16 protein-coding genes are annotated in these 19875 nt (G+C 72.6%); 8 read left to right on the top strand and 8 right to left on the bottom strand.

Annotated elements, in window-relative coordinates:
* The first annotated feature begins 113 nt into the window (after positions 1-113).
* The 4 genes from DDJ31_RS10965 (at position 114) to DDJ31_RS10980 (ending at position 5432) form a co-directional block, all read left to right on the top strand.
* On the top strand, positions 114-782 hold the full coding sequence (locus tag DDJ31_RS10965; RefSeq protein ID WP_127180460.1) for a DUF3105 domain-containing protein: 669 nt from the start codon (positions 114-116) through the stop codon (positions 780-782).
* Positions 779-1399, top strand: a complete 621-nt coding sequence (locus DDJ31_RS10970) for a DUF305 domain-containing protein (protein WP_127180459.1) — start codon at positions 779-781, stop codon at positions 1397-1399. The genes DDJ31_RS10965 and DDJ31_RS10970 overlap by 4 nt, the downstream gene beginning before the upstream one ends.
* Positions 1400-1642: 243 nt before the next feature.
* The gene (locus tag DDJ31_RS10975) at positions 1643-3544 is read left to right on the top strand and encodes a S53 family peptidase (RefSeq protein WP_240678243.1); all 1902 of its coding nucleotides are present in this window, start codon (positions 1643-1645) and stop codon (positions 3542-3544) included.
* A gap of 133 nt (positions 3545-3677) precedes the next feature.
* Positions 3678-5432: an NAD+ synthase gene (locus DDJ31_RS10980; RefSeq protein ID WP_127180457.1), complete on the top strand. Its 1755-nt coding sequence runs from the start codon at positions 3678-3680 to the stop codon at positions 5430-5432.
* 37 nt (positions 5433-5469) lie between these two features.
* On the opposite strand, the gene DDJ31_RS10985 is transcribed toward DDJ31_RS10980, so the two are convergent.
* The 6 genes from DDJ31_RS10985 to DDJ31_RS11010 all read right to left on the bottom strand — a co-directional run bounded on the left by DDJ31_RS10985 (position 5470) and on the right by DDJ31_RS11010 (position 12220).
* Positions 5470-6459 (bottom strand): hypothetical protein, encoded by a 990-nt coding sequence (locus DDJ31_RS10985; protein WP_127180456.1) that lies wholly within the window; start codon positions 6457-6459, stop codon positions 5470-5472.
* Positions 6460-6494: 35 nt separating this feature from the next.
* Positions 6495-7088: a PadR family transcriptional regulator gene (locus DDJ31_RS10990; RefSeq protein ID WP_127180455.1), complete on the bottom strand. Its 594-nt coding sequence runs from the start codon at positions 7086-7088 to the stop codon at positions 6495-6497.
* Positions 7089-7364: 276 nt separating this feature from the next.
* Positions 7365-8585 (bottom strand): MFS transporter, encoded by a 1221-nt coding sequence (locus tag DDJ31_RS10995; RefSeq protein WP_127180454.1) that lies wholly within the window; start codon positions 8583-8585, stop codon positions 7365-7367.
* Between the two features lie 90 nt (positions 8586-8675).
* Positions 8676-9737, bottom strand: a complete 1062-nt coding sequence (locus DDJ31_RS11000; RefSeq protein ID WP_127180453.1) for an endonuclease/exonuclease/phosphatase family protein — start codon at positions 9735-9737, stop codon at positions 8676-8678.
* Between the two features lie 183 nt (positions 9738-9920).
* On the bottom strand, positions 9921-10550 hold the full coding sequence (locus DDJ31_RS11005; protein ID WP_127180452.1) for a TetR/AcrR family transcriptional regulator: 630 nt from the start codon (positions 10548-10550) through the stop codon (positions 9921-9923).
* Between the two features lie 71 nt (positions 10551-10621).
* Positions 10622-12220, bottom strand: coding sequence for an MFS transporter (locus tag DDJ31_RS11010; RefSeq protein ID WP_127180451.1), 1599 nt, complete (start codon positions 12218-12220; stop codon positions 10622-10624).
* 235 nt (positions 12221-12455) lie between these two features.
* Here DDJ31_RS11010 and panB point away from each other — a divergent pair, with 235 nt between their 5' ends.
* The 3 genes from panB to DDJ31_RS11025 all read left to right on the top strand — a co-directional run bounded on the left by panB (position 12456) and on the right by DDJ31_RS11025 (position 15340).
* Positions 12456-13322, top strand: coding sequence for a 3-methyl-2-oxobutanoate hydroxymethyltransferase (gene panB / locus DDJ31_RS11015; protein WP_127180450.1), 867 nt, complete (start codon positions 12456-12458; stop codon positions 13320-13322).
* Positions 13323-13499: 177 nt separating this feature from the next.
* Positions 13500-14525 (top strand): ATP-binding cassette domain-containing protein, encoded by a 1026-nt coding sequence (locus DDJ31_RS11020; protein WP_127180449.1) that lies wholly within the window; start codon positions 13500-13502, stop codon positions 14523-14525.
* Positions 14522-15340 carry an ABC transporter permease gene (locus tag DDJ31_RS11025; RefSeq protein ID WP_127180448.1) on the top strand — a complete coding sequence of 273 codons (819 nt, stop codon included), beginning with the start codon at positions 14522-14524 and terminating at the stop codon, positions 15338-15340. The genes DDJ31_RS11020 and DDJ31_RS11025 overlap by 4 nt, the downstream gene beginning before the upstream one ends.
* Positions 15341-15353: 13 nt before the next feature.
* Here the strand turns inward: DDJ31_RS11025 and DDJ31_RS11030 are convergent, their stop codons facing one another.
* Positions 15354-18632 (bottom strand): BTAD domain-containing putative transcriptional regulator, encoded by a 3279-nt coding sequence (locus tag DDJ31_RS11030; protein ID WP_127180447.1) that lies wholly within the window; start codon positions 18630-18632, stop codon positions 15354-15356.
* 255 nt (positions 18633-18887) lie between these two features.
* Between DDJ31_RS11030 and DDJ31_RS11035 the strand changes: the two genes are divergently transcribed.
* Complete coding sequence (locus DDJ31_RS11035; protein WP_127180446.1) at positions 18888-19688, top strand: site-2 protease family protein; 801 nt, start codon at positions 18888-18890, stop codon at positions 19686-19688.
* Here the strand turns inward: DDJ31_RS11035 and DDJ31_RS11040 are convergent.
* Positions 19678-19857, bottom strand: a complete 180-nt coding sequence (locus tag DDJ31_RS11040) for a hypothetical protein (protein ID WP_127180445.1) — start codon at positions 19855-19857, stop codon at positions 19678-19680. The two genes, DDJ31_RS11035 and DDJ31_RS11040, sit on opposite strands and share 11 nt — an antisense overlap.
* Positions 19858-19875: the final 18 nt, after the last annotated feature.

Raw genomic sequence — 19875 nt, forward strand, 5'->3', positions numbered from 1 at the left:
CGCGACACGCACAGGAGTTCTGGTCAATCCCGCGTCCCGGCTACGAGTGCCGCCATCATTCCCCTTACGATCAGTTGACCCGACCGGCCCCTTTCCCCAGAAGGACACACCTCATGGGTTCCGCCAAGGCCAAGAACAGCAGCAACGCGGCGCGCAAGGCGCGTATAGAGGAGATGCGGCGGGCCGACCAGGCCCGGGAGCGGCGCAACCGGGTCCTGGCGATCGGCGGGAGCGTGGTGGCCGTCGCGGCGCTGGTCGTCGGCGTGGTCCTCGTCGTGCAGTCCCAGGACGACGGCGGCGGCGCGACGACCGACGCCAAGACCGAGGGGCACTTCACGACCGGCGCCGACGGGGTGAAGACCTGGAAGGGCACGCTGGGCCGGACGCACGTCACCAAGACGGTGCACTACCCGACCGAGCCGCCGGTCGGCGGTGACCACAACCAGGTCTGGATGAACTGCAACGGCGACGTCTACACCAAGCCGCTGAACAACATGAACGCGGTGCACTCGCTCGAGCACGGCTCGGTGTGGGTGACGTACACCGACAAGGCGGCGAAGGCGGACGTCGAGGCGCTGGCGGCGAAGGTGCGGAAGACGCCGTACACCCTGATGAGCCCGGACGACAAGCAGGCCGACCCGATCATGCTGACGGCCTGGGGTCACCAGCGGACGGTCAAGAGCGCGAGCGACCCGGACGTCGCCTCGTTCTTCGAGAAGTTCGTGCAGGGCGAGCAGACGCCCGAGCCGGGTGCCGCCTGCACGGGAGGGCTCTCCCAGTGAGGCAGCTCGGACTGGTCGCGGGGGCGGCCGCGGTGGCGCTGATCGCGGCCGGCGCCATAACGTACGCGGTCGCCGAGGACGGCGGATCGTCGACGACGCCGGCCGCCGACTCGGCGGACGCCGGGTTCGCGCGGGACATGGCGGTCCACCACCAGCAGGCCGTCGAGATGTCGTACATCGTGCGGGACCGCACCAGGGACGAGGAGGTGCGGCGGCTCGCGTACGACATCGCGCAGACCCAGGCCAACCAGCGCGGCATGCTGCTGGGCTGGCTCGACCTGTGGGGGCTGCCGAAGGTGTCGTCGGACCCGCCGATGACCTGGATGGGCATGGGCGCCATGGCCTCGGGCGAGGACGGGTCGCTGATGCCCGGCATGGCGACCAACACCGAGCTGAAGCGGCTCGGCACGCTCAACGGGCGCAAGGCCGAGGTCTTCTTCCTCCAGCTGATGACGGACCATCACAAGGGCGGCGTGCACATGGCCGAGGGCTGTGTCGCCAAGTGCACGGTGGGCGTGGAGAAGCGGCTCGCGCAGGGCATGGTCGAAGCGCAGGAGTCGGAGATCCAGCTGATGGCCGACCTGCTCAAGGCCCGGCACGCGGCGCCCCGTCCGTAACCCGGCCATCCGGAGGAAAGCCCCAATTCGCCCTGTCTGACGGTTCTTTGGGCTTCTCTTGGCTTCCGCATTCCCCTGGCATGAACGGTTCATCGCAAGAGTGTGCGCAACCGCGTGATCCTTTCCCGCGCCTGCCGCCGCGGCGCGGACCCGAAGGGACCACCGCCGACCACACATGCGAAGAACCGCATCGCAGGGGGTTCTATGAGATCCAACCGCGCCCACATACGCGCCGGAGTGAGCATGGCGGCGACACTGCCGATGCTCGCCGGCGCGCTCGCGCTCGGCATGCCCGCGGCGCACGCCGCCGACAGTCCCGGGCGGGACGCCATCGCGGGCACCAAGCCCTTGTGGGCCACCGCCAAGGCGGACAAGGGCGCCGCCTCGAACGGCGCCCAGGTCTCCGCCCGGGTGTATCTGGCGGGACGCGACGCCTCCGGGCTCGCCGCCTACGCCAAGGCCGTCTCCGACCCGGACTCGGCCTCCTACGGCAAGTACCTCACCGCCGCGCAGACGCAGTCCCGCTTCGGCGCGACCAAGGCCCAGGTGACGGCGGTCAGGTCGTGGCTGACGTCGGCGGGTCTGAAGGTCACCGGGGTGAGCCGGCACTACGTCTCGGTCTCCGGTGACGTGGCCGCCGCCGAGAAGGCCTTCGGCACCCAGCTGCACAACTACGCCAAGGGCTCGAAGACCTACCGCGCCCCGGCGGCGACGGCGTCGGCCCCCGACAGCCTGAACGGCGCCGTCCTCACCGTCACCGGCCTCGACAACGCGCCCCACAAGGCCCGGCACGCCGACACGCTGCCCGAGCCGAGCGCGGTGTTCAAGAACGCGGGACCGTTCTCCTCGTACTACGGCTCGAAGACGGCGAGCACGCTGCCGAGCGCGTACGGCAAGAAGATCCCGTACGCCGTCGCGGGCTACACCGGCAAGCAGCTCCGCGCGGCGTACGGCGCCGGAAGCCACACCGGACAGGGCGTGCGGGTCGCCATCACGGACGCCTACGCCTCCCCGACCATCGCCTACGACGCGGCGACCTACGCGAAGAAGCACGGGGACGCGGCCTGGAGGACCGGCCAGCTGCGCCAGTCGCTGCCCGGCACCTACACCAGGACGGAGGAGTGCGACGCGGCCGGCTGGTACGGCGAGGAGACCCTCGACGTCGAGGCCGTGCACGCGGTCGCGCCGGCCGCGAACGTCACCTACGTGGGCGCCGCCTCCTGCTACGACGACGATCTGCTCGACTCGCTGAGCAAGGTCGTCGACAACCACCTCGCCGACATCGTCTCCAACTCGTGGGGCGACATCGAGGCCAACCAGACGCCCGACCTCGCCGCCGCCTACGACCAGGTCTTCCAGTTCGGCGCGGTCGAGGGCATCGGCTTCTACTTCTCCTCCGGCGACAACGGCGACGAGGTCGCCAACACCGGCACGAAGCAGGTCGACACCCCGGCCAACTCAGCGTGGGTGACCGCGGTCGGCGGCACCTCGCTCGCCGTCGGCAAGGGCGACTCGTACCTGTGGGAGACCGGCTGGGGCACCCAGAAGGCGAGCCTGTCGGCCGACGGCAAGTCCTGGACCGCCTTCCCCGGCGCGTTCACCTCGGGCGCGGGCGGCGGCACCAGCGCGACGGTGGCCCAGCCCTTCTACCAGAAGGGTGTCGTCCCGAACGCGCTCGCCAAGGCGCGCAGCGCCGCAGGCAACCGCGTGGTGCCCGACATCGCGGCGATCGCCGACCCGAACACCGGCTTCAAGGTCGGCCAGACGCAGACCTTCCCCGACGGGTCGCAGCAGTACAGCGAGTACCGGATCGGCGGCACCTCGCTCGCCGCCCCGGTGATCGCGGCCGTCCAGGCGCTGGCCCAGCAGGCGCGCGGCGGCAAGGCGCTCGGCTTCGCCAACCCGGCGATCTACGCCAAGTACGGCACGAAGGCGTACCACGACGTCACCGACCACCCGACCGGCTCGGGCCTCGCGGTGGCCAGGGTGGACTTCGCCAACGGCTACGACGCCGCCGACGGCCTGCTGACCTCGGTCCGCAGCCTCGGCAAGGACAGCTCGCTGTCCGCGGTGAAGGGCTACGACGACGTCACCGGCGTGGGCTCGCCCGCGAAGGGCTACGTCGACTCCTACCGCCGCCACTGAGCGGCGGAGCGGCCGGCCGGCTGAGCGGTTGACCGGCTGAGGGGCCGGGCGGCCGACACCCTGATGGGGTGGCGTGGGGTGCACCACACCTCGCGCCACCCCATCGCGTCGCTCTGACGATTACACTGGCGGGGTGCCTCAACTTCGTCTCGCCCTGAACCAGATCGACTCGCGCGTCGGCGACATCGCCAGGAACAGCCGGACGATCCTCGACTGGACCCGGCACTCCGCCGCCCAGGGAGCGCACCTCGTGGCGTTCCCCGAGATGGCGCTGACCGGATACCCGGTGGAGGATCTCGCACTGCGCTCCTCCTTCGTGGAGGCCTCCCGCACGGCCCTGCGCACCCTCGCCGCGCGCCTCGCCGAGGAGGGCTTCGGCGAGCTGCCCGTGGTCGTCGGCTACCTCGACAGGTCGGCCACCGCCCAGCCCCGCTACGGCCAGCCGGCCGGCGCCCCGCGCAACGCGGCGGCCGTCCTGCACGGCGGCGAGGTGGCCCTCACCTTCGCCAAGCACCACCTGCCGAACTACGGCGTCTTCGACGAGTTCCGCTACTTCGTGCCGGGCGACACCATGCCGGTGGTGCGGGTGCGGGGCGTCGACGTGGCGCTGGCCATCTGCGAGGACCTCTGGCAGGACGGCGGCCGGGTGCCCGCGGCGCGCTCCGCGCACGCCGGTCTGCTGCTGTCGGTGAACGCCTCGCCGTACGAGCGCGACAAGGACGACACCCGGCTCGAACTGGTCCGCAAGCGCGCCCAGGAGGCCGGCTGCACCACCGCCTACCTGGCGATGATGGGCGGCCAGGACGAGCTGGTCTTCGACGGCGACTCGATCGTCGTCGACCGGGACGGCGAGGTGATCGCGCGGGCCCCGCAGTTCGAGGAGGGCTGTGTGGTCCTCGACCTCGACCTGCCGGCCGCGTCCGCCGACGCGCCGACCGGCGTTGTCGACGACGGGCTCAGGATCGACCGGGTCGTGCTGTCCCAGGAGCCGGTCCCTGCCTACCCGCCGGAGGTCTCGGGCGGCTACGCGCAGCGGCTCGACGACTCCGAGGAGATCTACTCGGCGCTGGTCGTGGGGTTGCGGGCGTACGTCGTGAAGAACGGCTTCCGGTCCGTGCTGCTCGGTCTGTCCGGGGGCATCGACTCCGCGATCTGCGCGGCCATCGCCTGCGACGCGGTCGGCGCGGAGAACGTGTTCGGCGTGTCGATGCCGTCGAAGTACTCCTCGGACCACTCCCGTGGCGACGCGGCGGAGCTGGCCCGGCGGACCGGGCTCAACTTCCGCACCGTGCCGATCGAGCCGATGTTCGACGCCTTCATGGGGTCGCTGGGGCTGACCGGGCTCGCCGAGGAGAACCTCCAGGCGCGGCTGCGCGGCACCACGCTGATGGCGATCTCCAACCAGGAGGGCCACATCGTGCTGGCGCCCGGCAACAAGTCGGAGCTGGCGGTGGGCTATTCGACGCTGTACGGGGACGCGGTCGGCGCCTACGGGCCGATCAAGGACGTCTACAAGTCGTCGGTGTTCCGGCTCGCCGAGTGGCGCAACCGGGCCGCCGCCGAGCGGGGGCAGACCCCGCCGATCCCGGAGAACTCGATCAGCAAGCCGCCCAGCGCCGAGCTGCGCCCCGGCCAGGTCGACACGGACTCGCTGCCGGACTACCCGGTCCTCGACGCGATCCTGGAGCTGTACGTCGATCGGGACCAGGGCGCCGACGCGATCGTGGCGGCGGGCTTCGACCCGGCGCTGGTGGCGAAGACGCTGCGGATGGTGGACACCGCGGAGTACAAGCGGCGCCAGTACCCGCCGGGCACCAAGATCTCGCCGAAGGGCTTCGGCAAGGACCGGCGGCTGCCGATCACCAACGGCTGGCGCGAGTCGCTCTGACCGGGGCGGCCCGCCCCGGCCGTCGGCTCCGCCGCCGTCAGACGCTGTAGCGGTCGACGAGCGCCCGCAGGGTGTCGAAGGCGGGCTTGGGCGCGTAGTCGTCGGTGGTGAGCCCGAACCGGTGGAAGAGGCTCGCCCCTGCGCTGTCGGCGTCGCGCAGCGCGAAGTGCGTGTAGCCGCTCAGGTGGAGCCGCTCCGACCGGGCGGCGATCACCTCGACGACGGTCCCGACGACGTCGGCCTGCCGCCCCGGCGGGCGTCCGGGTCCGGTGGGCCAGCCGTGCTCGGTGACGTGCAGCGGCAAGTGCCCGAGGCCCGCGGGGGCCAGCACCGCGTCCCGGTTGTGGCGCAGCAGTCCCTCGACGGCCGGCGCGAGGTCGGCGGGGGCGACGGGGTGGAAGACGTCGGGGAAGAGGTCGAGGCCCACGTAGTCCAGGTCGGCGACGAACTCCGCTCCCCCGAGCTTCGTCAGCTCCGTGACGAAGGAGGCCCCTGGGCCGAAGAGGGGGGTGGTGTTGAAGCCGACCCGCAGCCGTGCGTACCCGAGTTCACGCGCCCGCGCCTTCGCGGCGGACACCCCGCGGACGATCGCCTCGCGCACCTGCGGGTAGAAGCCGTCGAGCGTCGGGTTCGAGGTGACATCGGGCTCCTCCGCCACTTGCAGCGTGCCGGTGAACGGGCCGTACTGCTCGACCAGTTCACGCAGGAAGGCGCAGTAGCCGTCGACGTCCCCGGACGGTGACCTGTACTGCGCGACCAGGTCGAGGCGGCGCCCGCGGACGGCGTACCGGGTGGCGTCGGCCGGGGTGGCGGTCGCGTGCGGCCCGCCGAGGCGGGTGGTGTCGTCGAAGCCGGTGTAGGCGCGCACCAGGAACGGCCGGTCGGGTCGGCCCTGGAGGCGGTCGAGGGCGTCCGACACGAGGGCCGGGTCGTCGGGCGGGCCGGCCGCGAGGCCGCCGGTGTCGTCACCGGCGACCCCGCCGGGGTAGATGCCGAAGAGGAGGCCGTCCTGCGTGGTCGGGGTCACTCGTCCGAGTCCTTTCGGTGCGGCGTCACGGGGGTTCACCGGGGTGCGGAGGTCGCCGGGCCGGTCGGCGACGTCAGGGAGCCGGTGCGGAGGTCGTCGATGACCGAGTCGATCCACGCCGTCTCGGCGCGGGCGAGGCAGAGCGCGTACTCGGCCTCGATGACGTGCAGTCGGGGCACGCCGGCCGCCAGGGCCCGCGCGAGGCGTTCCTCGTCGTCGGCGGTGCGCTGCCGCAGGCGCCGGGCGCGCTCGGCGAGCGCCTCCGCCGCGCCGCGCGTGCCGAGGGCGCCGAGGTGGGCGACCGCGCCCAGGAACCGTGAGAACTCCCGTTCCGGGGTGCGGATCTGGGAGTCGAGGCGGCGCACGAGTTCGTGGCGGCCCTCGTCGGTGAGGGCGTAGACGGTCCGCTCCGGGCGGTTGCCCGAACGCTCCCGGCCCGTCGAGGCGATCCATCCCGCCTCGGCCAGGGCGGCGACGGTGTTGTAGAGGGTGCCCCGGGTGATCGCGGCGGCGTGGTGGTCACTGCGTTCCCGCAGGTCGGCGAGGATCTGGTGCGGGTGCGACGGCTGTTCGAGCAGGAGCCCGAGCACGGCCGGGACGATCGGGTTGTCGAGAGCGCGACGCGGCATGGTCGAACCGTATCAGTCCAAATAGACTATGGGGCAGACCTGGCGGGGCCCTCGTTCCGGAGACCCCTCGTAACAGGGGCCCGCCGTTCCGGGGGCCCGCCGTCCCGGGGACCCGCCGTCCCGGGGACCCGCCGTCCCGGGAACCGCCGTCCCGGGAACCGCGCGCCCGGGTCACGTCCGCCGGAAGCGCACTGCCGCAGGCGCACTGCCGCAGGCGCGCGCGTCCGCGCCCCGGCGCGCCGGGCGGGCCGCAACAGCCCGTCCGGCGCGTGGAGTTCAGCCGCTCTGCCGTGCCGGTTCCCGGCGCCCCGGCACATGGGCCGCCACCAGCCGCTCGCGGCCGGGGAGCGCGCGGCGCCGGTCCACGATCGTCGCCGTCGCCGCCACCGCGAGCCCCAGGACCGCGAGGACCGCGCCCGCCAGGGCGGGGGACGTCGCCCCGAAGCCCGCCGCGAGGGCCAGGCCGCCGATCCAGGCGCCGCCCGCGTTGGCGAGGTTGAAGGCGGCCTGGTTGGCCGAGGAGGCGAGGGAGGGAGCCGACGCGGCCTTCTCCATCACCATCAGCTGGAGCGGCGAGCCGGTGACGAAGGCCGCCGCGCCCAGCAGGACCACGGCGAGCGCCGCGCTCCACTCGGCCCGCATCAGCACCGGGAACAGGGCGAGGACGACCGCGAGGGAGGTCAGACCGCCGAAGAGGGTGCTCCGCATCGCGTAGTCGGCGAGCCGGCCGCCGACGAGGTTGCCGATCGTCGCGCCGACGCCGAAGAGGGCGAGCAGCACGGTGACGCTGCCCGCCGCGTAGCCGGCCGCGTCCGTGAGCATCGGCGTGATGTAGCTGTACGCGGCGAACAGGGCGCCGAACCCGGCGACGGTGGTGCCGAGCGCCAGCCACACCGGCAGCGAGCGCAGGGCGGCGAGTTCGCCGCGCAGGCCGGTGGCGGGGGCGTGGTCGCGGTCGTGCGGGATCAGCAGGGCGAGCGCCGCGATGGCCACCAGGCCGATGGCGCCGACGCCGAGGAAGGCGGCCCGCCAGCCGAGGTGCTGGCCGACCAGGGTGGCCGCGGGGACACCGGCGATGTTGGCGATGGTCAGGCCGAGGAACATCAGGGAGACCGAGCGGGCCCGGCGTTCCGGTGCCACCAGGCCGGTGGCGACGACCGCGCCGACGCCGAAGAAGGCGCCGTGCGGCAGTCCGCTGAGGAAGCGGGCGGCGAGCAGGGTGTGCTGGTCGGGGGCGAACGCGGAGAGGGTGTTGCCCACCACGAACAGGACCATCAGGCCGATGAGGACCGTGCGGCGGGACATCCGCGCGGTCACGGCGGCGAGCAGCGGGGCGCCGATGACGACGCCGAGCGCGTAGGCCGAGACCAGGTGTCCCGCGCTGGGGATGGAGGTGTGCAGGTCGTCCGCGACGTCGGGCAGCAGGCCCATCATCACGAATTCGGTGGTGCCGATGCCGAAGGCGCCCACGGCGAGGGCAAGCAGGGCCAGGGGCATGGAGTGCCTGAGCCTTTCCGGTAGTGCGTGTTCCGTCCACTTTATGTTCACGGACGGAACAAAGCCTCCCAGGCCCAGTATTCCGGGGGGTTACGAGTCCGTGTCGAGCTTCACACGGGCAGCCACCGGGAGGTGGTCGCTACTGGTCCTCGGCAGCGTCCAGGAGGTGACCGGCTCGACGTCCTTCACCATGATCTGGTCGATCCGCGCCATCGGGAACGCGGCCGGCCAGCTGAAGCCGAACCCGTTGCCCGCCGCGCCCTGGGTGGAGCGCAGCTGCGAGGTGACGCCGTTGAGGGAGCGGTCGTTCATGGTGCCGTTCAGGTCGCCGAGGAGGATCTTGCGGGGCAGCGGCTCCTTGGCGATGGCCTCGCCCAGCGCGTCGGCGCTGGTGTCCCGCTGCCTGGCGGTGAACCCGGCCTCCAGCTTCACCCGCACCGAGGGCAGGTGGGCGACGTAGAAGGCGACGGCGCCCTCGGGGGTGTCCACGGTGGCGCGCATGGCGCGGGTCCAGCCGAGCTTGATGTCGACGGCCTTCACGCCGGTCATCGGGTACTTGCTCCACAGCCCGACGGTGCCCTGCACCGAGTGGTACCGGTAGGTGTCGGCGAGCGTCCGCACGTACACCGGGGCGGCGGCGGTGGACAGTTCCTCCAGGGCCACCACGTCGGCGCCCGAGGCGGCCACGTCGTGGGCGGTGCCCGACGGGTCGACGTTGTCGGCGTTGACGTTATGGGTGGCCACGGTGAGGTCGCCCGAGGCGCCCGCGCCCCGCTCGGACTTGTCGAACAGCAGCCCGCCGAAGAGGTTGACCCAGACCGCGCCGGTCAGCACCACGGCGATCAGCGCCGTGGCCGACCTGCGCACCAGCGCCAGCAGGAGCAGCACCGGCACGAACACGCCGATCCAGGGCAGGAACGTCTCGGTGAGGCTGCCGAGGTTGCCGATCCTGTTGGGGATCTGCGCGTGCAGCAGCATCACCAGGGCGAGGAGCACCGCGACGGCGGCGAGCACGAGACCGCGCCGCCAGATCCGCGGGTCGCCGCGCCACCCGGAGACGCCGCGGGACACCAGGCGCCGGAACCGGGCTCCCCGGCGCTCGGGCCCCGAGCCGCCGTCGTCCGTCTCCGCCACATACGCCTGTTGCGCCATACCGTCGCCTCACTGCCTGCCGTGCACGCCGTCCGTCCCCCCGTGACCCAAGACCCTAGGGGATGATCGGTTCCGTTCCGCCGTCCCATGACGGCCGTACGGGCACAAGACGAACGGGCGGGTGCCGGGAGTTCCGGTTCCGGCCGGGAAACAGCGCTCTGTGACACAACGCGCACAGCGGCGCTACGCGCTGGGCGAACTGACGGGGCGTAGTCCGGAGAGCAGTGTGTCGACGATCTGCTCGGAGAGCCCCTCGGGCAGTTCGGCGTCCGGGCGCATCACGGTGCGCAGCAGCATGGGGCCCACGAAGCAGTCGCTCAGGACATCGATGTCGACGTCGGAGCGGAGTTCGCCGGTGGCCTGGCCGCGGCGCAGGATCTCGTACTGGAGTCTGCGCCGCGGGTCGACGACGCTGGTGTGGTACGCCTTCCACACCTTGGGGCTGCTCTTCATCTGCGCGAACACGTTGTGCAGGAGCACCGAGGAGCGGCTCATCAGACCGCGTTCGCGTAGTTGTTCGAGGACGGCGACGAGGTCGTCCCGCATCGAGGTGCCGGGCAGCGCGGGGTCGGCGGGCTCGGCCTGCCGGACGACGTCGACGAAGAGTTCCTCCTTGCCCGGCCAGCGGCGGTAGATGGTGGCCTTGCCGACACCCGCGGTCCTGGCGATGCGCTCGATGGACAGCTCGGCGAGCGGGACGCCGTCCTCCAGGAGCTTCATCACCCCTTCCACGATGGCCCGTTCGACGGCCTCGCTGCGGGGGCGTCCGCGCGCGGGGCCTTCGGAAGCGGCTTCGCGGCCGGCCAGGTTCACCCTTGCGTCCCTTCGTCGACGTGCGGCGATTGTCCCCCGTCCGCCCCGCGCGCGCCGCGCGGGGCGTCCCGTCAGTCCATCGCGGCGGCCAACTCCTGCTCGTCCTCGCCCTGTTGGCGGGCCGGTGTGCGGCCGGGCAGGTAGCGGGCCACGACCACCGCGCCGATGAGCGCGACGCCCGCGCCCCAGAAGGCGGTGACGTGCATCGCGTGCAGGAAGGCGTCGTGGGCCGGGGTGACCAGGGCCGCGCCGCGCGGACCGAGCTTCGCGGCGACCCCGAGGGTGGCCTCGATGGACTCGCCCGCGGTGTCGCGCAGCCCGGCCGGGAGGGCGCCGAGCTTGCCCTCGATGCCGTTGCGGTAGGCGGTGGAGAGCACGGAGCCGAGGACGGCGATGCCGAGGGCGCCGCCGACCTGCCGGAAGGTGTTGCTCAGCGCGGACGCGGAGCCGGCCTTCTCCCGGGGCAGGGCCTGCATGATGACCACGCTGGTCGGCGTCATGATGTGCGCCATGCCGGTGCCCATGAGGAAGAAGATGACCTCCAGGAGCCAGATGGGGGTGTCGGCGTCCAGGGTGGCGAAGGCGGCCAGCATCGCCGCGATGAGGAGCATTCCCGCGGTGGTGGTGGCCTTGTTGCCGAACCGGTCGACGACCAGCCGGGCGCGGGGCGCGAAGATGAGCTGGGCGGCGGCCAGCGGCAGCATCAGCAGGCCGGTCTCGAGCGGCGTGTAGCCGCGCACGCTCTGGGTGTAGAAGACGGCGAAGAAGGTGACGCCCATCAGCGCGAAGAAGACCAGCGCGATGGCGGCCATGGCGGCCGAGAACACCTTGTTGCGGAAGTAGCCGACGTCGAGCGACGGGTGGTCGCTGCGCTTCTCGTGGACGACGAAGGCGACGAGGACGACGAGGCCGGCGCCGATGGTGGCCAGGACCTTGGCGTCGGTGAAGTCGGCGAGTTCGCCGCCCTTGATGATGCCGTAGACGAGCAGGACCAGGCCGACGACGGACAGGACGACGCCGACCGGGTCGATCCGGCCGGGCCTCGGGTCGCGGGAGTCCGGCACCAGCCACACCATCAGCGCGAGCGCGATGAGCACGATCGGCACGTTGATCAGGAAGACCGAGCCCCACCAGAAGTGGTCGAGCAGGACGCCGCCGGTGATCGGGCCGATGGCGATGGCGAGTCCGACGCCGCCGGCCCAGATGCCGATGGCCTTGGGCTGTTCGTCGCGCTCGAAGACGTTCATGAGGACGGCGAGGGTGGCCGGCATGACGAACGCGGCGCCGAAGCCCATGATCGCGCGGAAGGCGATGAGCTGGGCGGGCGAGCCGGACTCGGCGGCGAGGGCGGAGCCGATGCCGAACGCGACGAGCCCGCCGAGCAGCACCTTCTTGCGGCCGAGCCGGTCGCCGAGGAGCCCGGAGCTGAACAGCAGGCCCGCGAAGACGAGGGTGTAGGCGTTGATCGCCCACTCCAACTCGCTCTGGGTGGCGCCGAGTCCGGTCGGCGCGGGGGTGGAGATCGTCTTGACGGCGACGTTCAGGATCGAGTTGTCGAGCACCACGATCAGCAGGCTCAGCATCAGCACGCCGAGGATCGCCCAGCGGCGCCGGTGCACCGCCTCGGGTATCCGGGGGCCTTCGCCGACCCGGTCGGCAGGAGTAGTCATGCCCACGACCCTAAGAGCCATTCCAATACGGAACCGTCTCGTATTGGAATTTTTTTGGGAGAGGTGCCGAAAGTTTTACGCGGAGCTGAGAAACGGACCTAGGCCGCTGGTCGTACGCCCGCGGGTGACCGACCTCCCCTCCCCCGCTCTGGCCGCGCGCGGCCCGGGATGCCACCATGGAGGTGATCCGGGGACGCCGTCAGGGTGCCTCGAGATGACTGAAGGAGCCGTTGCGATGACGCAGCTTTCGGCTGCCCAGAACCAGCCTGCCGACAGCGGGAAGACGCTGTACGGAGGCAAGGGCACACGTCGCATCACCGTGCGCGACATCACCCTCGCCAAGGAACGCGGCGAGAAGTGGCCCATGCTCACCGCCTACGACGCGATGACCGCGTCCGTCTTCGACGAGACCGGCATCCCGGTCCTGCTCGTCGGCGACTCGGCGGGCAACTGCCACCTCGGGTACGAGACCACCGTGCCCGTCACCCTCGACGAGATGACGATGCTCTCCGCCGCGGTGGTCCGCGGCACCCGGCGCTCGCTGATCGTCGGCGACCTCCCCTTCGGCTCCTACCAGGAGGGCCCGGTGCAGGCGCTGCGCTCGGCGACCCGGCTGGTCAAGGACGCCGGGGTGGGCGCCGTCAAGCTGGAGGGCGGCGAGCGCTCGCACCGCCAGATCGAGCTGCTGGTCGAGTCCGGCATCCCCGTCATGGCGCACATCGGCCTCACCCCGCAGTCCGTGAACTCCATGGGCTACCGGGTGCAGGGGCGCGGCGAGGAGGCCGCGCAGCAACTGCTGCGGGACGCCAAGGCCGTGCAGGACGCGGGCGCGTTCGCGGTGGTCCTCGAACTGGTGCCGGCCGAGCTCGCGGCCGAGGTCACCAGGACGCTGCACATCCCGACCGTCGGGATCGGGGCGGGCCCCGACACCGACGCCCAGGTGCTGGTGTGGACCGACATGATGGGCCTCACTCCGGGGCGGGTGCCGAAGTTCGTCAGGAAGTACGCCGCGATGCGTGAGGTGATGGGCGACGCGGTACGCGCCTTCGCCGACGACGTGGTGGGCGGCGCGTTCCCGACGGAGGAGAACTCCGTCCACTGACGCCCCCGGCCGCACGGGCCGCACCCGCGGCCACCCGGACCACCGCGGCACGGAACGGCCCGCCGGACATCCCCCGCCGGCGGGCCGCGCCGCGCCTCGGCGCCCTGTCGGTGGCCGGCGGGCGGTTGTCGGTCCGCTGTCGGTCGTTTGTCGGTCGGCGGTGAGAGTGTCTGGGACATGACGCGAATCGACGACAACACCAGCGGCGCGGGGAGCGCTGTCACCGTACGGGGGCTGGTCAAGCACTACGGCGAGACCAGGGCGCTGGACGGTGTCGACCTGGACGTGCGCGAGGGCACCGTGATGGGTGTGCTCGGGCCGAACGGAGCGGGCAAGACCACCCTGGTGCGCATCCTCTCCACCCTGATCACCCCGGACACCGGCTCGGCCACCGTGGCCGGGTACGACGTGCTCCGCCAGCCCCGGCAACTGCGCCGGGTGATCGGCCTGACCGGGCAGTACGCCTCGGTCGACGAGAAGCTGCCCGGCTGGGAGAACCTGTACATGATCGGGCGGCTGCTCGATCTGCCCCGCAAGGCGGCGCGGGCCCGCGCCGACGAGCTGCTGGAGCGGTTCTCCCTCACCGAGGCCGCCAAGCGCCCGACGTCCACCTACTCGGGCGGCATGCGGCGCCGCCTCGACCTGGCCGCCTCGATGATCGGCCGCCCCCAGGTCCTCTTCCTCGACGAGCCCACCACCGGACTCGACCCGCGCACCAGGAACGAGGTGTGGGCCGAGGTCAAGACGATGGTCGGCGAGGGCGTCACCGTGCTGCTGACCACCCAGTACATGGAGGAGGCCGAGCAACTGGCCTCCGAACTGACCGTCGTGGACCGCGGCAAGGTCATCGCGGGCGGCGCCATCGACGACCTGAAGGCGAAGGTCGGCGGCCGGACCCTGCGGGTGCGGCCCGCCGACCCGCAGCGGCTGCGGGCGCTCGCCGCCCACCTCGACGGCCTCGGCATCACCGGCCTCGCCTCCACGATCGTGGACACCGAGAGCGGCAGCTGCCTGGTCCCGATCCTCAGCGACGAACAACTCACCGCCGTGGTCGGCGCGGTCACCGCGCACGCCATCACGATCAGCTCCATCACCACCGAACTGCCCAGCCTCGACGAGGTGTTCCTGTCCCTCACCGGCCACCGCGCCAGTGCCCCGCAGGACACCGTGCCCGCCGAGACCCGCGAGGAGGTCGCCGTATGAGCGCCACCACCGTCACCCCGCACGGCACCGCCGACGCCCGGATCCCGCTGCGCGGGCATCTGCGCCACACCGGCGCCCTGATCCGCCGCAACCTGCTGTGGATCAGGCAGGACCCCGAGTCGATGTTCGACGCGCTGCTGATGCCGATCGTCTTCACCCTGCTGTTCGTGTACGTCTTCGGCGGCTCGATCGGGCAGGCCCTCGGCGGCGGCCAGGACGGCTATGTGCAGTACGTGATCCCCGGCATGATCGCGATGATGAGCATGACGCTGTCCCAGGGCGTCGGCACCGGCTTCAGCCAGGACTTCAACTCCGGTGTGATGGACCGGTTCCGGTCGCTGCCCATCGGGCGCGGCTCGGTGCTGTTCGCGAAGATCTCGGTGGAGCTGACGCGGATGCTGTTCGCGACCGCCGTCCTGATGATCGTCGCGGTGCTGGTCGGCTTCGACATCACGAGCTGGACCGGGCTGCTCGGCGCCATCGCGCTCTCCACGGTCTTCGCCTCGTCGATCATGTGGGTGTTCCTCACCCTCGGCGTGGTCCTGAAGAACGCGCAGTCCGTGCAGGCGATGGGCTTCCTGGTGCTGTTCCCGCTCCAGTTCGGCTCGTCGATCTTCGCGCCGACCCAGTCGATGCCCGGCTGGCTCCAGCACTTCACCGACTACAACCCGCTCTCCACGCTCGCCGACGCGGCGCGCGGCCTGATGGTGGGCGGCCCGGTCGCCCACGACCTGTGGATCACGCTGGGCTGGTCGGTGGCGATCACCGCCGTGATGGCGCCGATCGCGATCCACAAGTTCCGCACCAAGAGCTGACCCGCGGGGCGGCTCAGACCAGGGCGGCGGCCTCCCGGGGGGAGAGGCCGCCGCCCTCGGCGTACGCGGCCTCGTAGCCGGCGTCACCGAGCGCGGCGCGGGCGGAACGGACCGCCCGCTCGTAGACGTCCCGTTCCAGGCTGTTCCTGAAGTGGCCGGGTTCGAGGTCCGCGTCGGCGGCGCCGAGGCAGCGGGCCGCGTCGCCGGCCCGGCGGCCACCGTCCATCACGGCGAGCGGGGACGCCGCGACCGTCAGGTAGAACGCCGGCATGTGCGGGGCGAGCGTCATGGAGAGCGGGTCGGCCGACCCCGCGAGCGCCGACCTCACCTTCTCCAGGGCCGCCTGCCAGTTCTCCTCCGCGATCTCGAGGCAGGCCTCGGCACCGAGGATCAGCGCGTCGAAGACGACGAAGTGCGCGATGCCGAAGTCGTTGCGCAGCAGCCGCAGTTGGTCACGGGCCTCGACCGTGCGGCCGGTCATGGCGAGCCAGCCCGCGAGGAACAGCCGGGCCGCGGGCATCGCCTGGTTGGCGTAGCCGTCGGGTCCCTCGATCACCCCTCGCAGCAGCCGCTCACCGCGCTCGACCTCGCCGCCCTCCAGCAGCGCGCTGCCCAGCCGGGATTCGAGGACCGCCAACTGGGCGCGGGCGCCGAGGTGTTCGGCGTGGTCCATGGCGGCCTGGTAGTCGGCCGCGGCCAGCGCCCACTCGCCCCTGCGCTCATGGGACTCACCGCGCGCCGAGAGCGCCTCGGCGGTGCCCCAGCGGTCGCCGAGGCGCTGGTAGATCTCCAGCGCCTCGTCGGCGTCCCGGGTGGCGCCGCCCGCCCAGTCGGAGCGGTTGGCGAGGATGTTGGCCCGCATCTGCAGGCCCGCGGCCAGCTCCCACTCGTACCCCGGGGTGGCGCGGCAGGTGCGGACGGTGGCGTCGACGATCTCCCGCACCCCGGCCATGTCCCGGGTGAGCATGACCGCGAAGAACCAGTACGAGCCGGGGATGCGGCAGGTCTGCGGCATGCCCGGCTCGTAGGCGGCGGCGATGGCCACCAGCCTGGCCCGCGCCGCGTCGCTCTGCCACGCGTCCAACTCGGTGTCCATGCAGGCGAGATGGACGAGATGGACCCCGCGCCGCGCCTCGGCGAGGACCGCGCCCTGCCAGGGCGGCGGGGTGTCCGTGCAGCGCTCGTAGAGCGGCGCGGCGCGGCCCTGCGACCCGTCGAAGGGGTCGGGGCCGAGCGCGATGACCTCCTGGGACCAGTTGCGGGCCTCGGTCCGCAGGTCGCGCATCTGCCAGTACCAGGCGAGCGACAGGACGAGGCAGACGGCGTCCTGCTCGGCCGCGGTGGTGACGGCGTGCCGCAGCGCGGTGCGCAGGTTCTCGTACTCCCGCTCCAGGGTCCTGACGGCGGCGAGCTGCCCCGGGCCGCGCAGCAACGCGTCGGTGGTGCGGGCGAGTTCGCGGTAGTAGACGAGGTGGGCGCGCTCCGCCTCGGCCCGCCCGCCGGACTCGTCGAGGCGTTCGCCCGCGTACTCGGCGACGGTCTCCAGGAGCCGGTAGCGCATCGCGCCGTCGTCCGAAGGGGCCGCCACCACCAGGGACTTGTCGACGAGCGTGCCGAGCGACTCCAGGGCGGCGGGGCCGGTGACCGCCTCGGCCGCGGGCAGGTCGCAGCCGCCCGCGAAGACCGAGAGACCGCAGAGCACGGCCCGTTCGTCGGCGTCCAGGAGGTCCCAGGACCAGTCGACGACCGCGCGCAGGGTCTGCTGGCGGGGCAGCACCGTGCGGCTGCCTGAGGTGAGGAGCCGGAACCGGTCGTCGAGGCGGTCGGCGATCTGCCGCGGGGTGAGCATCCGCAGCCGGGCCGCGGCCAGTTCGATGGCGAGCGGCAGGCCGTCGAGGCGGCGGCAGATCTCCGCGCAGGCGCGGGCGGTCTCCTCGTCGGCGTCGGTCCTGAAGCCGGGGCGGGCGGCGGCGCCGCGGTCGGCGAGCAGGCGGAGCGCGACCGGCTCGGGCAGCGGCTCCACCGGCCGCAGCAACTCCCCCGGCACGCCCAGGGGTTCGCGGCTGGTGGCGAGGACCGTCAGCTCGGGGCAGCGTTCGAGCAGCTCCTCGACGAGCCGGGCCGCCGCGTCGACGACGTGCTCGCAGTTGTCGAGGATGAGCAGCATCCGGCGCCGTCCGCAGTGCTCGGCGAGCCGCTCCACCGGGTCGTCGTGGCGGTCGCCGCCGGCCCGCAGCGCCTCGGCGCCCGCGCCGTACAGGACCGTCTCGCGGGCGCCGACGGCGGTGAGCACGGCCTCGGGGACGGCGGCCGGGTCGTCGACGGGGGCCAGCTCGGCGAGCCACAGGCCGTCCCGCGCGGTCTGCCGCGCGCTCTCGGCGGCCTCCTGGGAGAGGCGGGTCTTCCCGGCGCCGCCAGGACCCAGCAGGGTGACCAGGCGGGCCGTCGCGAGGTCGGCGCGGATGGTCTCGATGTCGGCCTCGCGTCCGACGAACGAGGTGAGCCGGGCGCGGAGGTTGCCCGGCGCGGCGGCGGCCTGCCTGCCCCGCGCCTGCGCCGGGGGCGCGGTGCCGAGCAGCTCCGCGTGCAGGGCGCGCAGTTCGGGCCCGGGGTCGGAGCCGAGCCGGTCGGCGAGCAGCCTGCGCACCTCGTCGTAGGCGGCCAGCGCCTCGGCGGAGCGGCCCGCCTCGCGCAGCGCGCGCAGCCGCAGCGCCTGAAGCGGCTCGTCGAGCGGGTGGCTGTCGCAGAGGGCGGTCAGTTCCGGCAGCGCCTGCTCGGCGTGGCCGAGGGCGAGGGCGGCGGTGTGCCGGGCGCGCAGGGCGTCCAGGCGCCTGGCGTCCCAGCGGGCCGCCTCGGCGGTGCGGTCGGGCAGGTCGGCGAGGGCGGGGCCGTGCCAGAGGGAGAGCGCGTCGTCGAGGACGACGGCGGCCTTGGCGGGGTCGCCGTCGGCGAGGGCGCGGGTGCCTTCGCCGGTGAGCCGCTCGAAGCGGTGCAGGTCGACGTCGTCGGGGGCGCCGGCGAGCCGGTAGCCGCCGTCGGCGGACTCGACGGCGCCCGCGCCCAGCACCCGGCGCAACCGGCCGACCAGGGCCTGGACGGCGGCGGGTGCGTCGGCGGGGGGTGCGCCGTCCCACACCTCCTCGACCAGCAGGCCGACCGGCAGCGTGCGGCCGGCCCGCAGGGCGAGCACGGTCAGCAGAGCGCGCAGCCGCGCTCCGCCTACCGGGACGGGGGTGCCGTCGGGGCGGAGTGCCTGGGTGGTGCCGAGGATGCGGTAGCGCACGGGGTCCATTCTCTCCGGTGACGCGGGGACGGGTCACGGGGTTACCTGGGGTCGGCGAGGCGGGCGGGTCGGTTGTCGGGCGGGGGCGGCGTTCGGTTGTCGGGCGGGTGCGGGACCGCGGGGGCTCGGCGCGCGGTTCCCCGCGCCCCTGGGCGGAGTGGTCCAGGTCAGCCTTCAGGAAGGGGATTCTCGTCGCGAGACGTTTTTCCTCCGGGACCGGTACGGTCGGGCATCCCACCGTGTGTACGCGAGCCGAGGAGTTCCATGACCACCGCCACCACCCGCCGCGGCGAGCGGCGGGTCAGCCCCGTCTTCCTCGGCATTCTGGCCGTCACGGCGGTCACGGGCTGGGCCACCTGGACGGGGTTCGCCGAGCAGCCCGGCGTGGCCGTGTTCCTGTTCGTGACGGCGGCCTGGATCGTCTCGCTCTGTCTGCACGAGTACGCCCACGCCCGCACCGCCCTGCACAGCGGGGACATCACGGTCGGCGCCAAGGGGTACCTCACGCTGAACCCGCTGAAGTACACGCACGCGCTGCTGAGCATCGTCCTGCCGGTGCTGTTCGTGATCATGGGGGGCATCGGTCTGCCAGGCGGCGCCGTCTTCATCGAGCGCGGCCGGATCAGGGGGCGCTGGCGGCACAGTCTGGTCTCGGCTGCGGGCCCGCTGACGAACGTCCTGTTCGCGGCCGTGTGCACGGCCCCGTTCTGGCTGGACGCGCTGTCCGGTGTCCCCGCGGACTTCCGGTTCGCGCTGGCGTTCCTCGCGCTGCTCCAGGTCACGGCGGCGATCCTGAACTTCCTGCCGGTGCCGGGGCTGGACGGCTACGGGGTGCTGGAGCCGTGGCTCTCGTACCAGGTCAAGCGCCAGGTGGAGCCGTTCGCGCCGTTCGGTCTGCTGTTCGTGTTCGCGCTGCTGTGGGTGCCCGCGGTCAACACGGTCTTCTTCGACGTCGTCGACGCGGTCCTCGGCGGCCTCGGCATCCACGAGCTGGACACCTACTGCGGGCGGGCGCTGTACCAGTTCTGGCAGGGGTCGAACGCGTACTGCCAGGTCACCCCGTGACGGACCGGCGGACCTTGTCGCGCTTGACGTAGTACCAGCACATGTTGCTGGTCAGACCGGCCAGCAGCACCCACACGACGCCGAGCCAGCTGCCCTGGACGAACGAGACGACCGCGGCGGCCACGGCGAGCACGCACAGGACGAGGGTGCAGAGGGCGAGGCGGGGCATGGCGGTCGGCTCCTGTCG

The organism is Streptomyces griseoviridis (assembly GCF_005222485.1).
Lineage (GTDB): Bacteria > Actinomycetota > Actinomycetes > Streptomycetales > Streptomycetaceae > Streptomyces > Streptomyces hintoniae.